The sequence below is a fragment of the Flavobacterium circumlabens genome, from assembly GCF_004345565.1.
GTDB classification, from domain to species: domain Bacteria; phylum Bacteroidota; class Bacteroidia; order Flavobacteriales; family Flavobacteriaceae; genus Flavobacterium; species Flavobacterium circumlabens.
The window spans coordinates 468,082-484,799 of the sequence record NZ_SLWA01000002.1 but is presented as its reverse complement, the minus strand read 5'-3'; the positions used below and the strand labels follow the sequence as shown (position 1 = coordinate 484,799).

Annotated in this window: 11 protein-coding genes; 3 read left to right on the top strand and 8 right to left on the bottom strand. The window is 37.0% G+C overall.

What is annotated here, in order from left to right:
• Positions 1-137: 137 nt before the first annotated feature.
• The 4 genes from EV142_RS06610 to EV142_RS06595 form a co-directional block, all read right to left on the bottom strand.
• On the bottom strand, positions 138-1,268 hold the full coding sequence (locus EV142_RS06610; protein WP_132033728.1) for an acyltransferase family protein: 1,131 nt from the start codon (positions 1,266-1,268) through the stop codon (positions 138-140).
• 241 nt (positions 1,269-1,509) lie between these two features.
• A complete protein-coding gene (locus EV142_RS06605) occupies positions 1,510-2,157 on the bottom strand; it encodes a DUF1349 domain-containing protein (RefSeq protein ID WP_132033726.1) in 648 nt (215 codons plus the stop codon).
• Positions 2,158-2,305: 148 nt separating this feature from the next.
• The gene (locus EV142_RS06600) at positions 2,306-4,522 is read right to left on the bottom strand and encodes a glycoside hydrolase family 3 C-terminal domain-containing protein (protein ID WP_132033724.1); all 2,217 of its coding nucleotides are present in this window, start codon (positions 4,520-4,522) and stop codon (positions 2,306-2,308) included.
• Positions 4,523-4,729: 207 nt separating this feature from the next.
• Positions 4,730-6,373 (bottom strand): DUF6377 domain-containing protein, encoded by a 1,644-nt coding sequence (locus EV142_RS06595; protein ID WP_132033722.1) that lies wholly within the window; start codon positions 6,371-6,373, stop codon positions 4,730-4,732.
• 142 nt (positions 6,374-6,515) lie between these two features.
• On the opposite strand from EV142_RS06595, the gene EV142_RS06590 reads away from it, so the two are divergent.
• Entirely contained in the window at positions 6,516-6,860 is a 345-nt protein-coding gene (locus EV142_RS06590; protein ID WP_132033720.1) for a 5-carboxymethyl-2-hydroxymuconate Delta-isomerase, read from the top strand.
• Between the two features lie 77 nt (positions 6,861-6,937).
• Here the strand turns inward: EV142_RS06590 and EV142_RS06585 are convergent, their stop codons facing one another.
• Entirely contained in the window at positions 6,938-9,388 is a 2,451-nt protein-coding gene (locus EV142_RS06585; RefSeq protein ID WP_132033718.1) for a glycoside hydrolase family 3 C-terminal domain-containing protein, read from the bottom strand.
• A 429-nt stretch (positions 9,389-9,817) separates the two neighbouring features.
• Here EV142_RS06585 and EV142_RS06580 point away from each other — a divergent pair, with 429 nt between their 5' ends.
• The gene (locus tag EV142_RS06580) at positions 9,818-10,564 is read left to right on the top strand and encodes an NUDIX hydrolase (RefSeq protein ID WP_132033716.1); all 747 of its coding nucleotides are present in this window, start codon (positions 9,818-9,820) and stop codon (positions 10,562-10,564) included.
• Positions 10,565-10,864: 300 nt separating this feature from the next.
• Here the strand turns inward: EV142_RS06580 and EV142_RS06570 are convergent, their stop codons facing one another.
• Positions 10,865-13,126 carry an acyl-CoA dehydrogenase family protein gene (locus EV142_RS06570; protein WP_132033714.1) on the bottom strand — a complete coding sequence of 754 codons (2,262 nt, stop codon included), beginning with the start codon at positions 13,124-13,126 and terminating at the stop codon, positions 10,865-10,867.
• 133 nt (positions 13,127-13,259) lie between these two features.
• Positions 13,260-14,174: an EamA family transporter gene (locus EV142_RS06565; protein WP_132033712.1), complete on the bottom strand. Its 915-nt coding sequence runs from the start codon at positions 14,172-14,174 to the stop codon at positions 13,260-13,262.
• Positions 14,175-14,276: 102 nt separating this feature from the next.
• Here EV142_RS06565 and EV142_RS06560 point away from each other — a divergent pair, with 102 nt between their 5' ends.
• Positions 14,277-15,698, top strand: coding sequence for an aminotransferase-like domain-containing protein (locus tag EV142_RS06560; RefSeq protein WP_132033710.1), 1,422 nt, complete (start codon positions 14,277-14,279; stop codon positions 15,696-15,698).
• A 66-nt stretch (positions 15,699-15,764) separates the two neighbouring features.
• On the opposite strand, the gene EV142_RS06555 is transcribed toward EV142_RS06560, so the two are convergent.
• A complete protein-coding gene (locus EV142_RS06555) occupies positions 15,765-16,712 on the bottom strand; it encodes a bestrophin family protein (protein WP_132033708.1) in 948 nt (315 codons plus the stop codon).
• Between the last annotated feature and the right edge of the window lie 6 nt (positions 16,713-16,718).

The window sequence follows — 16,718 nt, the reverse complement described above, 5'->3', positions numbered from 1 at the left end:
TTCAGAGGAGCAAAGGTTTTGCTTAATTGAACTCAATACAAAAGGGATGAAGCTTTTAAAGTTTCATCCCTTTTTTTGTTTGTTAGGTTGGTTCAGAGGTCCAAAGGATCAAAGGTTTTCCCTCCGCGCCTCTGAACCTATGCTTCTTTGAGCCTTGTTTGAAACCTTTTCTGAAGCCACTTGCGTACAGGTTCATCGTAGAATTTCAAACATAAGAAGGCTATAACTAAACTGGCAATTAAAACACCAATTCCCAATAAATAGCCATCGGCAAGAGTAACTTTATTATCTACAACCCAGGCGGTGTACCAGTAAATAAGCGGATAATGCGTAATATAAACGGGATAGGAAATAGCACCCAGAAGTTTACAGATTTTTAAGGAGAATGCATTTTTTATTTCTCCTCCTGCCCCAATGGCAACGATTATGGGAAACAATACAATGATACAAACCGATTCATAGATACCATTCATCCATAAACTGCTTTCATTTCCAAATCTTGGCAGGGCTAAAATCACCGTTATCATTACACTGCAAACCCAAAAAGCCCCTTTGATGTGAATTAGTTTTCCTAAACGCGAAAGCAATATACCGGCAAAAAACGGGTATAACAAACGGGTAAAACCAACATTCAGCTGCTCCAGGTTTAAGGACCAGCCGCCGATTACATCCCCTTTTGGTCCAAAAACGGTATAATTAATTACCATTCCTGCAAATAGTAAAACAAAAACAGCAAGTACTTTATTTGAAAATTTACGAAAAATCAGCGCGTACAGGATATTAGCGATATATTCAAAAAAAAGCGACCAGGCTGGACCATTTAAAGGATGCATTTCTCCCCAGCCTCTTATTTCCATTGAAGGTGGAACTGGAAGTAAAGTAAACCCGATAATCATGGTTAGGATCACTTTCCAAACTTCCATTCCGGCAATCATCGGAAATAAAATATCCGAAGCCTGAAAATAATAGAGTAAGGCTCCAATGATCATTCCTATAATGACCATGGGCTGCAAACGGATTAATCTTCGTTTGTAAAATTCCCATTGTGTCATTTTTCCCCAGCGATCGTCATACGCGTAAGCGACTACAAATCCGGACAAAAGAAAAAAGAAATCAACAGCCAGATAGCCGTGATTGATAATTTGTACAAAACGGTTTCCCCCTGAAAAGGCTTCGAAAATGTGAAAAGCAACTACTAAAATTGCTGCTACTCCACGCAAACCGTCCAGAATTTCATAATGCTTTTTTGGTTTTATATCAATATTCATTGGTTAGAAGTTATGGGTTATGGGTTGTGAATTATGAGTTGTGAGTTAAAACACTTTACAACTTATAATTCATAAAATATTTTTTGGTAGTTTAATATTTTTTTCACCGCAAAGTCCGCCAGGTTTTACGCAAAGCACACAAAGTTGTTGCGTTTTAAACACGGTTATCTTATTGTCTAATTACATTTACTCTCAATTTACTGAAAACTGCCACTGAGAACTGAGAACTGCAGACCTGACTTTACTGGTGATTTTTAAGCCATTCCAATCTTCTTTGATCCGGTAAATGGGTTACTGTAAAATTTTCAAATTTAGCTTCAAAACCTTTTCCATCCGGGGATGCGGCCATTAAACCTACCATAACAGGTGTATTATCCTGCAATGGTGCATTTCTGGTCAGGATATAATTTTTATCATCATAAGAAAAGAAAACTTCAACAGCATCTAATCGTCGCACTACTTTTATCCATACAAAAGGCGGTGCTTTGTCTAAGGTTGTAACACTCCAATCACTTTTGTCATGCGTTACAACGGTGCTGATATTGAATTTTCCATCTACAAATTCAACTCCGGTTTTGATGTAATTTTTTTCATCCACACGAATCATCAGTCCCATTTGGTCAAAACGGGCTTTATAATCTCCTGTTAATTTTACTTTTGCTTCGAATTCCCCACCGTAACTGGCATAATAAAACGGAGCATCATCAACGGTGAAGCCGTAGTGCGAAATACGCCAGTAATCGCTGTTTGCCGTAACATTCATAAGCAATGCATTGTTTTTAATTTCCCATTTTTCAGGTTCGTTAAACCACTGCATTTTATTCAGGCTTTGTGCGCAAACATTCTGAAATAAAAAGAACGCGGCGGTAAATATTAGTATTCGTTTCATTTATGTTTTTATTAAAATTATTAATTGAGATGCAAAACTTTTCACATCTAACCCTTTTTACATTTAACTTCTGTTTTTATAAAAATTAAAGCTGCAAGTTTTACCATTGCAGCTTTACAAACCAACCAAGTTTAGAAATTTAATGAAATTATTGAAGTGAGAAACCCACTTTAGATTTTATGTCAACAGCAGAAGCACCAATTAAAGCTTCGAAAGCTCCCGGTTCTGCAACCCAGTCGTGTTTTTTATCATCGAAAAAGCTTAAAGCTGTTTTGTCTACTGTAAAAGTAATTGTCTTTTCTTCTCCCGCTTTAAGCGAAACTTTCTCAAAACCTTTTAATTCTTTTATTGGACGAGGCAAAGAAGATTTTAAATCACTGATATAAAGCTGAACTACTTCCGCTCCTTCTCTGTTTCCTGTATTTTTTACTTTTACAGAAAACGTAATTTGATCTCCGGCAGCCATTTGCTTTTTATCCGCCGTTACTTTTCCGTACTCAAAAGTGGTGTAGCTTAAACCATGTCCGAAGGCGAATAATGGTTTTGCTTTTTGTTTGTCAGCCCAACGGTATCCGACAAAAATGCTTTCTTTATACGTTACTTCTTCTCCACCGGGGAATTCTCCCAAGGCATGCGCTCCGTTATCCGTTAATTTTACAGGAAAAGTAAAGGTCAGTTTTCCGGATGGATTCACATCTCCAACCAAAACAGCAGCCAAAGCATTTCCTGCCTCAGTACCTAAAAACCATCCCTGAACAATTCCGGGAACTTCTTTTACCCACGGCATTGCCACGGCATTTCCTGAAATGTTTACAAAAACTACATTTTTATTGACTTTAACTAACTCCGAAATTAATTCATCCTGACCATACGAAAGTTCTAATCCTTTACGATCGTGACCTTCATCATCCTGATTTGGAGCTTTATTCAAACCTCCGATAAAAAGGACAATATCAGCGTCTTTTGCTACTTTTAAAGCTTCGGCAGTCAATTCAGCCGGAGAACGTTTTTCTTCTAAACTTACTTTGGCAACAACTCCGTTATAATTACTGGTCGGATCTCCAACGTAACCGCGGGCATAGATAATTTCAGCCTGATTTCCGATTCTTTTCTTTAATCCTTCCAGTGGCGTAATTTCGTATCTGGCTTTTAAGGAAGAACTTCCTCCTCCAACGGTCATCATTTTGATCGCATTTTCTCCAATAACTGCAATTTTCTTAGTTTTAGAAAGATTGATTGGCAGGATATTATTGTTGTTTTGCAATAAGACAATTCCTTCTTCGGCAATTTTTAAACCTGCATCGGCATGTTCTTTTGTTCCGAAAGATCCGAATGGTCGTTCTTTATTCATGGTCGTTAAAAATGACAAGCGTAAAATACGACGTACTTTATCGTCCAGTTCTTTAGTTCCCACTTCTCCTTTAGCAATCATGGTTGAATATGGTTTTGCTAAATAATAGTTGTCATAAGCGTTGCTGGTTCCCCAGGTAAGTCCGTTGGTCCAGGAACCGAATTCCATATCAAGACCGTTATAAATGGCTTGTTTGGTATCATGAACTCCTCCCCAATCTGAGATTACAACTCCTTTGAAACCCCATTCTCCACGAAGAATATCATTCAGTAAAAACTCATTATGACAGCAGTGCTGCCCTTTGTATTTGTTGTAAGATCCCATTATGGCCCACGCATCACCTTCCTGAACGGCTGCTTTAAAAGCAGGTAAATAAATTTCGTACAAGGCACGATCATCCACAATTACGTTTACACTATTACGGTTCGTTTCCTGATTGTTTAGGGCAAAATGTTTTACACAGGCAGCAACTCCATTAGACTGAACTCCTTTAATATAAGGAACCACCATTTTTGAAGTCAGGAAAGGATCTTCTCCCATATATTCGAAGTTACGACCGTTTAGCGGCGTTCTGTAAATATTTACTCCGGGGCCTAACAGTACATTTTTATTACGAAAACGTGCTTCTTCTCCTATTGATTTACCATATAGTGACGATAATTCCTTGTTCCATGTTGCAGCAAGTGCCGTCAATGCAGGGAATGCGATACAGGAATCATTTGTCCATCCTGCCTGTTCCCATTCGTCCCATAAAACTTCCGTACGAATTCCGTGTGGTCCATCCGTCATCCAGTTTTCAGGAATTCCCAAACGCGGAACACCCGGTGAACTAAATTTAGATTGTGCATGAATCATGGCAATCTTTTCATCGATGGTCATTTTCGAAAGCGCATCTTCTACGCGCTCATTGATTGGTTTTTTATCATCCAGATATACAGGAACTTTATTTTGTGCATTCAATCCGAATGAACTTAATAAAACTAAAACAACAACTGTTTTAACGTTTTTAAACATAACTATTAATTTATTAAAGCATTTATTTTTGGCGGTGTACTCTAGTAGTCAAAAGTACCTTATAATAATATTGTAAAGCTAAAACGTTATAGTACACGTTACATTTTTAAACGAAAAAAAGTAGTGATTTAAAAAATCAAAATATTTAAAATCAAATACTTAACAAAATTTAAGTGTAGAAAAAAGTAGTGGTTTTAAAATAAATTGTTATACTTTCAAGGATATTAAACCTATTTTAATGACCATTTCCTCGAAATCATTTCGCGAAACTGCGGCTTTATTTCGGGCTCTTGTACGGTAATTATAAATAGTGCTTAGAGAGTAACGCAAAAAGGCAGCAATTTTCACACTGTCGGTAATCCCAAGTCGGATCAGTGCAAAAATTCTAAGTTCTGTATTGAGTAATTCTCCCTGCTTTAAAACGATCTGTTCTTCTTTTATGAGCAAGTCATTAAAATCTTTGACGAATGTCGGATAAAGATTCAGAAAGATAATGTCAAAGTTTTTATACAATTCCTCCAGTTCATTATCAACCAAAGTTGTTGATTTCAGCATTTTATAAATTTCATCAAATTGTTTGGCTGTCGCCTTTTTATTCAAAATGATGCGGTAATTTTCTAATTTGTTAATGTAAGCCGAACAAAGGCTGAAGAAATGAGCAATGTATTCTTCTTTGATATGATTGGATTCTGACAATTGCGCGTTACGTTCCTGCAACTGACTGTTGGTTTCGGTAATATCTTTGTTTAATTCGGCTAATTTCTGGCTCGTTTCATAAAGTTCCCCACGAATTCTGGATACTTTTTTCATTTGCTTGTACACGTAAATAACTGCTACAATCAGAAATAAGGAAAGTAAACTGATGCATAAAAGATAAAGCTGTAATTCTGTTTTTCTTTTTGCTTCTTTCTCTAAATATACAGTATTGATGATTGAATATACTTCTGACATCAAAAGTGTACGAAACTGTACATTGCAATAAAGTGCATCCTCAATAGCGGATTGCGTCAGCTTGTACGCCATATCTACATCGCCTATTTCATAAAAAACCAACGCCAGTTCCTGAAGTGATGCATTGTCTTTTATGGCATTTTTGATATCCGCAGTAGAGGAAAGTGCATAATATTTTTTTCTTAATTCTAATTGATGCGTTGTTTCATAAATACTGCCAAAAAGATAGGTAATCATTGCATATTGGGAATCTTCTTCTTTGGTATTTTTCAATAAAACTGTTAATTGCTTTTCGGCAACAGCAAACTTTTTGTCAAAAATATTTTTCTGAATCTGAGTAATTTTAAAATTCAGTGATTCCGGATGGAGAACGCTTAGCAAAGAATCTCGGTATTTGCCTATTTGCTCAATGTATTTTCTGCTGGTGCTATTGGCATTATAATGCTCAAAAAACTCCCGGTAAACCACGTAATAGTTGGGCAGCAACGACTGGCTTAATGTTTTTTTATTGATGCTTTTAAGAATAGCCTCGGATTCCCGATATTTTCCTGATGAAGAATACAGGTTGGCTAGTTGCAATGCTGCCAAATCTGATAAATCTTTATTTTGAAGTGCTGCTGCAAGTACCACATTCTTCTTAACATAAAAAATAGCCGAATCGGAATTGAATTTCTGATATTCGTTATATAACGTTTTATTGTAATTGTATTCCTGTTCTTTGGTAAACGAGTCGGACTTGATTTTCTTGAAGTTCAGAATTCGTTCTTCTTTTAACTTAACATAGTATTGTTTATTTCTCAAAGCATCATTCAGCTTACTCAAAATAGTAGCTGTACTATCCGATGCACAAACAGGGAAGCAAAAAAGAAGGGTTAAAACAAAAAGAAAATAATTTTTCAAACTAATAAAAGATAAAACAGAATTACAAATATAAGAAAGTGATGGTATAAAAATGATTTATAAAAACCCATTTCCGTCAAATCCGGATAATGTTTGCTAATTTTGTCTCAATGAAATTCTCTACACACTAAACTACATACAGATGCCACATTTTATCATTGATTGTTCTGAAAACGTAATCCGGTTAAAATCTGCCGACGAAATAATGGATGAAGTTTATAATTCGGCTTTAGCAACGGGACTTTTTGTGGAATCTGAAATAAAAGTCCGCATCAATCCTTTTGCTTTTTATAATAATGGAAATACGCTGGATGATTTTATTCATGTTTTCGGATATATTATGGAAGGCCGGAATGACGATCAGAAAAAGGATCTTTCCAAAGTAATTGTAACTAAATTAGCTTCGATTCTTCCGGAAGTTCCTGTGATTTCGATCAATATTCAGGATTTCGAAAAATCAAATTATTTTAATAAGGCAATGGTCTGAAAAAAATCGTTCCACTGCTACATCCAAAGGGAACGTAGAAGGGGAACGATACTTTAAAAATCAAAATCGTCTGTTCATTACGGTTTCAATTCTGTGAATTTGCTATCTAAGTCAAAGGCTTTCTTTACTTTTTCAACGGTAATTTCATTTGCTACGGTGAACTCAGCTGTTTGTTTGATGTTTAAAGAAGAGGCTCCCACCAAAACTTTATACGTTCCGGCTTCGGCAATCCACGCACTTTTATTTTCTAAAAATGATGCTAAATCTTTTGGCGATAGTGTAAAAGTCAGGGTTTGGCTTTCCTCTGGTTTTAATTCTTTGGTTTTGCCAAAAGCTTTCAATTCTTCTTTTGGTTTGTCAATAGATTTAGACGGAGCAGCAAGATAGACCTGAACAACTTCTTTTCCTGCTGTTTTTCCGGTGTTTTTTACCGTTACCGAAACGGTCAGTTTATCTTTAAAAACCGGAGCGCTTACTTTCACATTCGAATAATCAAAAGTTGTATACGAATTTCCATATCCAAATTCATACGATGGCTTTACATTAAAAGTGCTGAAATATCGGTATCCGACATACACTCCTTCTTCATAAGTCACTTCTTTTGGATTATCAGCTGGCAATCCCGGAAAGTTTTTGGCTGAAGGCGTATCCGCATATTTTACAGGAAATGTCATGGTCAGTTTTCCGGACGGATTGATCTTCCCGGAAACGACATCCGCAACCGAATGTCCGCCTTCCTGCCCTGGCTGCCACGCTAATAAAATAGCATCTGCTTTATCTTTCCACGAGGCTGTCTCGATTACACCGCCTATATTTAGGATCACCACTACTTTTTTTCCTTTTGCATGAAAAGCAGTTGAGATTTTATCCAGCATTTCAAGTTCTTCTGTGGCCAGATTAAAGTCATTATCAACAACTCTGTCGTTAAACTCTCCAGAGTTTCTTCCCAAAGTCACGAATGCAATTTCAGAACTTGCCGCTTTTTTAGCAATAAAAGCATCATCCAATTTCAATTCAGGAAGTCTTTCAGGCAAAGCCATAACTCCTTTTTCTTTTCTTCTTTCCTTTTCAGCAAGTACTTCTTTATCAGCGTATGGTTTATACAAATCAACTAATTCCTTATCTAATTTGTAACCTGCAGCATTTAAACCTTCTAAAAGGGAAACCGTGTGTTTGTTATTTACGCTACCGCTTCCGGTTCCGCCTGTAATCCACGCATAAGACGTAACGCCAAATACAGCAACTTCTTTTTGTTTGTCGGCAAAAGGTAATGCACTATTGGTGTTTTTAAGCAAAACTATTCCCTCAGCCGCTGCATTTCTGGTTACCTCGGCATTTTTTGTTAAATTAGGTTTATCGCTGTATTTGTATTTTGCAAAAGTTGGGGTGCGGAAAATATATTCTAAAATTCTTTTTGCATTTGTATTTGCCACTTCCTGAGAAAGTTTTCCTGAATTTAAGGCTTCTAATAATGCCTTTTTCTGTACCGGAATTCCTGGCATCAAAAGATCATTTCCGGCAATCATTTGTTTTACTACTTCAGAATTTGAACCATCTCTAATACTTTCAAATCCCGGAAAACCGCCAAACCAGTCTGTCATTACAATACCCTTAAAACCCCATTCGTTTCTTAAAACTTCAGTCAGTAAATCTTTTCTGGCAGAAGTATATTCGCCGTTAAGTTTATTGTAAGATGACATTACAGTCCACGGCTGCGATTCTTTCACTGTGATTTCAAAACCTTTTAAGTACAATTCTCGAATCGCTCTTTCAGATACATGCGCATTAATTGTTAAACGGTTGGTTTCTTCATTATTAACTGCAAAGTGTTTAATCGAAGTTCCCACGCCCTGCGACTGAATTCCGTTTACGATTGCTGCTGCCGTTTTTCCTGAAATCAGGGGATCTTCAGAATAATATTCGAAGTTTCTCCCGTTTAAAGGATTTCGGTGGATGTTTAAAGCTGGTGCCAATAAAACGTCAACACCATATTCTTTTACCTCATTACCCATTGCTTTTCCAACTTCTTCCAAAAGCGCTTTATTCCAGGTCGAAGCCAAAGCCGTTCCAACCGGAAATGCCGTTGCATAATAGGTTTTTGTATCATTATCTCTGGTTGGCTGAATTCTTAAACCCGCTGGGCCATCGGCAACAACTGTGGCTGGAATTCCGAAACGCTCAAAAGCAGCAGTTCCGCCGGCAGCTCCCGGAACCAACCCTTTTTTAGAATCTCCAATAGGACCCGTAAGTACTTCTATTCCCGGCATTCCGGTTCCGATAAGCAGTTCTGCCTTTTCTGCATTGGTCATTTCTTTTATAATCGCGTCAATTCTTGTATTTACAGAAAGTCGGGTATCTTCCCACGGGTCTAATTTTCCGTTTTTATTGAAATCTTTAAACGTAAAACCTTTAATGGTAATTAACGGCGGTTCATTTATATCATCCGTCACTGTATTAAAGGATAAGTTTGAAAGTACCAATGCGGTCAAAAGTGATACTCTCGCTGTTTTTATAATTTTGTGTTTCATGCTGTAGAGATTAGTTCATTAGTTTAAAAATCCTTGTAATTTCTGCTGTTTTTCCAATCAGTTTATTAATTGTGAAATTTCATTGCTTCCTTATGAAGCAATATTAATTACAATTTCTCATATCAGCAAATAAATACCGTATAATTTTCATTATCAAATTAATAGCATTTAAAAATTAAATAAAAAGAAAAATAAAATCTATAACCGATTTATCAAAATGAAGTGCAAAAACAGCTATTTCGTTTGCGTAAAATATTGAAATTAGCCGAAAAATTAATTTTACTTTAAAAAAACAGTAAACGAAAAGACAGTGAAATAACAAATTTGAAAATCAAATATTTTTTTATGCGAAGAATAAATTGTCAGAAAAATTTTAAATAATTTGACTTGTTCCATTCAAAAAACTAAATTTGGAAATACTTCTGCCAAATGGAATTTAAAAGAATACTTGAACAGCAATCTGAAGAGTCCTGGAATAAATATATTCCGACGCTTTCTATTGACTGCGTTATTTTCAGTTTTCACGAAACGACGCTTCAGGTGTTGCTGCTTAAAATGAAAGATCAGTTCAGCTGGGGACTTCCCGGCGGGTATGTCGGTAAAGAAGAGAATGTAGATGATGCCGCAATACGCATCCTGAAAGACAGAACCGGAACTGAAAATATCTACTTGCAGCAATTTTATACTTTTGGAAATTTAAAACGTTCTGAAAGTGCTTTTGAGGGATATGCTGATACGCTTTGGAATAAACAGCGCTTTGTTTCGATCGGGTATTATGCTTTGGCCGAATACACCAATGTGAAATTAATTATCGATCAGTATTCTACTGCCTGTGAATGGAAATCTATTGCTGAATTGCCCGAATTTATGATGGACCACAGAACCATTTTAGAAAGGGCTTTACTTACGCTTCGGGAACAATTAAACAATCATCCGATAGGTTACAATCTTCTTCCTGAGAAATTTACCATGCCGGAACTGCAAAAATTATATGAAGCCATTTTAGGCAAGAAATTAAACCGGGGAAATTTTTACAGAAAAATTCTGCGTTACGATATCCTCACAAAATTAGACGAATCGAGAAAAGGAGGCGCGCACAAAGCACCTGATTTGTATAGTTTCGATCTTGAAAAATACAATGCTGCCTTAAAAGAAGGTTTAAAGGGAAGCTGGTAATACTTTTTTTTACCATATAAGTGATGTAAGTTCATTAAAGATTTTTATTTCACGCAGATTTGGCAGATTGAGCAGATTTTTCTCATTTGTGTCATTTTGTGTCATTTCGACGAAGGAGAAATCACAAACTTTGGGATAAAAAAAACTCTGTCAAAGTTTAAAACCTTCACAGAGCTCTTAAAAAAGTCTATTTTCTTTACTCTTTACTCTATATTCTTTACTCTATATTCTTTACTCTATATTCTTTACTCTATATTCTTTACTCTATATTCTTTACTCTATATTCTTTACTCTATATTCTTAATTAACCGCAATAGGTGCTGCCAGGCAACTTTCCGGAATATCAAAAGCATTAACCAATGATACGGCATCCGGACGAATATCCCAGCAAAGCTGATTGACCATTTTACGAATGGCTTTGGTTTTTACCGCTTCCATATAACCGTCTTCGAGATACCAGCCTTTGTTTTTTTCGATCTGGGCAAGTGCATACAGCTGATTCAGTTTTGTTAATATTGCTTTTGAGTTTTCGTCTTCAACTGCTTTTATGGCTTCCTGAAACTGCTCTAAAACAATACGTTCCAGATAAGCCTGCGCTACATCGATCATTTGGTGCTGCACGACATTAAAAGCATCATAAGCTTCCAGACCTTCGTCGATCAGTTTTTTGATACGTCTTGCTGCCGATGCCAGAATTGTTTTTTCCCTGTGAACGAATGCCTGCAGGTGAAACTGATCGTCCAGTAAATGTTCGTCATCTGTTCTGCGGGTGGCTATTGGATTTTTCTCAGCAATAGCGGTTTTTGCATTTTCATAGACATAATTAATAATGCCCAAAGATCCCATTTCGCCAAAGGACTTTCTAAATTCAGACAAGCGGTTTTTAGCAACGAGTTGCATCAGAACGGTATTGTCACCTTCAAAAGTGGTGTATATTTCGGTATCGTTTTTTAGGGCATCAATTCGGTTTTCAGACAAATATCCTTTTCCTCCGATAGCTTCCCGGCATTCCTGCAAAATATCTCTGGTACTCCAGGTCGAATAGGATTTCATTCCGGCCGCCAAAGCTTCAATTTCCTGCATTTCCGATTCGGTTCTGTTCAGAAAACGGTTCGTTAGGTATTGCAAGGCAAAATGTACCGCGTAGGTTTTTGCTAAATGCGGCAATAATCTGCGTTGGTGAATGCGATAATTTAAAATCGGCACTTCAGAACCTCCTTCAGGGCCAAATTGTCTGCGCTGATTGCTGTAGCGAATGGCAATTGTAAGTCCTGATTTAGCCGCAGCCAAAGCCGAACGCGGAATTCCGATTCGTCCTCCAACCAAAGTGCCCAGCATGGTAAAGAAACGTCTGTTATCGCTCGGAATCGGACTTTCGAATTCTCCTTTATCGTTTACGGAAGCAAAACGATCCAGCATGTTTTCTTTTGGAATCTCAACCTTATCAAAACTAATTGTTCCGTTATCAACGCCGTTTAACCCCATTTTATGGCCGCAATCGCCAATGGTAATTCCTGCTAAAGTATTGCCGTTTGTATCGCGCAAAGGCACCACAAAAGCGTTTACGCCGTAATCATGACCGTCAATAATCAGTTTGGCAAAAACAGTTGCCATTTGTCCATGAACAGCTGCGTTACCGATATATTCTTTTTGTGCATTTTTATTGGGCGTATGTATCGTAAAAGTCTGATTGCCGTGATGGTAAGTCGCTGTAGTTTCAAGCCCTTTTACATTGGAACCATGATGTGTCTCGGTCATGGCAAAACAGCCCGGAAGCTTCAATGATCCAATATCTTTTAAATATTTTGCGTAATGTTTCTCTGTTCCTAACGACTGAACACTCATTCCCCAAAGTCCGAACTGTACTCCGAATTTGATTACCAGGCTTAAATCGTGATAACTCAGGGTTTCCATAATAGCAAAATAATCGGCTATGTTTTCTCCTCCTCCATGTTGCTTTGGATAAGCCATGTTTCCGAGATTTTCATCGGCCAGGATTTTACACCATTTGTATACCGTCTCGCGATAAACAGTAATATCTGTTGAAGTTTCGTAAGCGAACTCTGGTTGTGAAATGACCGCTTTTACCTTTTTAATAATTGCGGCTTCTTTACCGTCTAAAAGTTCGGTAATTTTTTGAATGTCAAAATTACTGTTGGTTTGAGAACTGGCCGTAAAGGAATCGGCTTTTGTTTTGAAATTCTGAATGACTTCTTCGCCTAAAACGCCCAGATCATTTTCGAGTTTTGTAAAATCTGCTTCCAATGTTGAAATATCCAGATGGGTATCGGAAAGGGCCACAGCGATATCAAAAACAGATTTTATGGAAGATTTATCTTTAATACTTTTCTCTATATCCAGTTTCCATTCTGCGAGTTCATTTCGGGAAGGAGGATTTGAAATATCAACTTTAGAAAGCAAATATTGCTGTTCTTCAGGTGAAAGCAAAGTAAGGGAACGAATAAATTCCTGTAAAGTAGAAAACTCTTTCTGTGTCAGAAGATCATCGGACCACACCAGATAAAATAAAGGTATAAAGGCTTGTAGTTTCGTATTTTTCATAAAATAATATTGTGCTTTTGTGGAAATTAAATTTCAACTGTCTTTCGATAAAACAAAAAAAAAACAGAAATGAAAAATAATCATTCCTGTTTTAATATGCTGTTAAGATTCTGGTAATTTTACCTTTTCGAAATTATGTATTTTTAGTCACCGGCAAATATTTCGCTCTCAAGGCAAAAAGATGATGGGAGTTAAATACCAAAACTGCGATGAAAATAATACCATACGCCAGAATCTGTAAGCTGCTAATCTGCTCATTAAAAACAAAAGCGGCCAAAGCAAAAGCAATCATCGGATTGATGTTTAAAAGCATTCCGACTGTTGAAGAATTAAGTCCTGAAAGCGCGTATAAATTCAAAAACAGCGGGAAAATGGTAAACAATATGGCAATGGTTTCAATACAGAAATAAAACTTAAATTCTGTTGGTACCGGACCACTGTAAACCGGATAAAAAGGCAGCAAAACCAATCCGGCCAAACTAATGTGAAAGGTGAGTATGATAAATTTATCAAACCCTTTATTGACACGCTGACTTACCAAATAGGCTGCGTAGGTCAATCCAATGACAATACTAAAAACCATATCCATAATATTGGTGTATGATAAAAGTAAACAGCCTGAAACACTAAGTCCAACGGAAATCCACTGTGTTTTTGACAGCTTTTCGTGCAAAAGAAAATACGCCAGCAATGTGGTTAAGATCGGACATACTAAATACGCCAGAGAGGTTGCTTTAACGCTCACATGATTCATGACATAAATAAACGTAAACCAGTTGGCCATTAGAAAAAAGCTGCCTCCAAAATTCAACAAAAGTGTTTTTCTTTTTTCTGCTTTTGATAAGGCTTTAAAAATACCGATTGTTTCTATGACTGTTTTTCTTTTAAAAATAAAAACAATCAATACCATCAGGATACTGCAGCTAAAAACGCGGTTGAACAAAATATCTAATGAAGGGTATTCATGGATCGGTTTTAGCACCAGGCTAAAAAATCCCCAAATGGTGTAAGCGGTAATCGCAGCTAAATAATATTTTGTTGTTTTCACGGGGTTTGTTTTTGGTTAATTTTTCTGATGAAGCAAATTTCATAAAAATAAAACAGCAATACAGATACAGTTTTTGTAAATTGCACCATAACAGTTTTTTTTATGAAAAATTCCAATTACTTATATCTTCAGTTTGCGGACCGAATTGAAAAACAGATAAAATCGGGTGTTCTGAATGTTGGGGATAAGCTGCCCTCGATTCGGGAAGTCTGTTCTGAAACCGGTTACAGCATGAGCACTGTCAGTAAGGCCTATTATGAAGTCGAAAGCCGTTCTCTGATCGAATCCAGACCGCAATCCGGTTATTATGTGAGTAATACTTCTGCAAGAGTAATTGCGGAACCGAGTTCAAGCAGTCCGGTTTCAAAATGCCTGAATATTGACCGCGAAGATTTAATCGATCAGGTTTACGGCAATATGACCGATAAAAATATCACGATGCTTTCTTTGGGTTTTCCTTCGAATGAACTTCTTCCTATTGCAAAATTAAACAAAGGAATGATTCAGGCGATGCGTTCCTTGCCCAATAGCGGAACGAGTTATGAAGAAATACAGGGCAATCCGAATTTAAGACGGGAAATTGCCAGATGGTCTTTTACCTGGGGCGGGTCGCTTACCGAAGAGGATATTATTACAACGCCGGGCTGTACAAGTGCGATCTCGCATTGTTTAATGACACTAACAAAACCGGGAGACACCATTATTATTGAAAGCCCCGCTTATTTTGGCCTGCTGCAATTGTCAAAATCATTGGGCTTATATATCATGGAACTGCCAACCAATATGACAACAGGAATAGAATTGGATGCCGTAAAAAAAGCCATTTCCACCAAAAAAGTAAAGGCCTGTGTGCTTATGAGTAATTTCAGCAATCCTTCCGGAAGCATGATGCCTGTTGAGCACAAAAAAGAGATTGTCCGATTGATGGAATTTTATAATGTTCCTTTAATTGAAGACGATATTCATGGTGATTTGTATTTTGGCTCCAGCCGTCCTACCAATTGCAAAACCTATGACGAAAGCGGTATTGTGCTTTGCTGCAGTTCGGTATCTAAAACACTGGCTCCGGGTTATCGCGTGGGATGGGTGTCGCCGGGGAAATTTAAAAAGGAAATCCTGAGAAATAAAATTTACCATACACTCTCCTCTCCTACCATCACGCATGAGGTTGTGGGTGATTTTCTTAAAAACGGACGCTATGAGAATCATCTCCGGAAAATTCGTCAGATCCTGAATCACAATTGCAATAATTACATCAACACGGTTCTGGAATCTTTTCCGACGGGAACAAAAGTGAGTCAGCCACAAGGCGGTTTTTTTCTTTGGGTAGAACTGGATAAAAAAATAGATACCGCCGATTTTTATCATCTGGCGATGAAACATCGTATCAGTATTGCTCCGGGTAGGATTTTTTCTTTTCAGGATCAGTTCTCCAATTGCATGCGTCTGAGTTTTGGTTTGCCCTGGACCAATGAATTACGACAATCGATTCAGACTTTGGGCAGATTGCTTCATTCTTATTAAAATAAAAAACCAGACAATACAAATACATGCATTGTCTGGCCAACAATTAAAATTGACTAACATTAATTATAAAACATAATAGGTATTCTTGTCTACTTTTGCAGGTTCTGCACTAAGATTAAATTCTTTGATGATATCAAATTCGCTTTGATATTCGTTTAGCATCTGCATGATATTTTTTTCAATAGTGTTCGAAATAGCCGTTACCGGTGTATCTGTAGGTCTGTTTTCGAAAGGATCCTGCAAGTGGATTGCCATTCTTTCAATTAAAAAGAAAGCTCCGGCAATAGCGGTAATCAACGGAATAGCAAACCAGCTTAAGACACTGATTAATCCAAAAGGCAATAGCAAAATAAATAAACACAGGGTCAATCTGATGTACATACTGTAGGTTGTTGGAAAAATGGTGTTTTTAATACGCTCACATTTACCCATTGCATCACATAATCGCGACAGAGTATTATCGATTTCTACCTGCTGATACATGTTGATGTGCTTCGTATTTTTAGCATTTCGAAGATCTTTCGCATGAAGCATTAAAATGGCATTCGGTATGTTTTGATGATTTTTTACAAATCGCAGTTCTTCTTCACTGATTAATCCTTCAATGGGCGTTATGGCATCTCTGTTTCTTAATGCCTGACCTAAACTATAACACCATGCAATTTGTCTTTTCGCGAAATTTTCTTTGAACTCGCTTGCTTCCACAGAAAAATCAGGATCTTTATAAAAAGTCAATACCTGACGGATCAACGTTCTGGAATCGTTTACAATAGCTCCCCAGACAATACGTGCTTCCCACCATCTGTCATAGGCCTGATTAGACTTAAAAGCTAATAATAAGGATATAATAGTACCAATCATTGTGGGTATTGCAATTGGAATATCTACGGGAAGGTTTATAAAATAATTGTGGAAAATTTCAAACAAAATTGTGTAAGCCAGTACCAGGCTTAATTCTACTTTAATTTTTCCGAGAACGTACTTCATGGGAATTCTTTTCTTTAATAACATATTTTC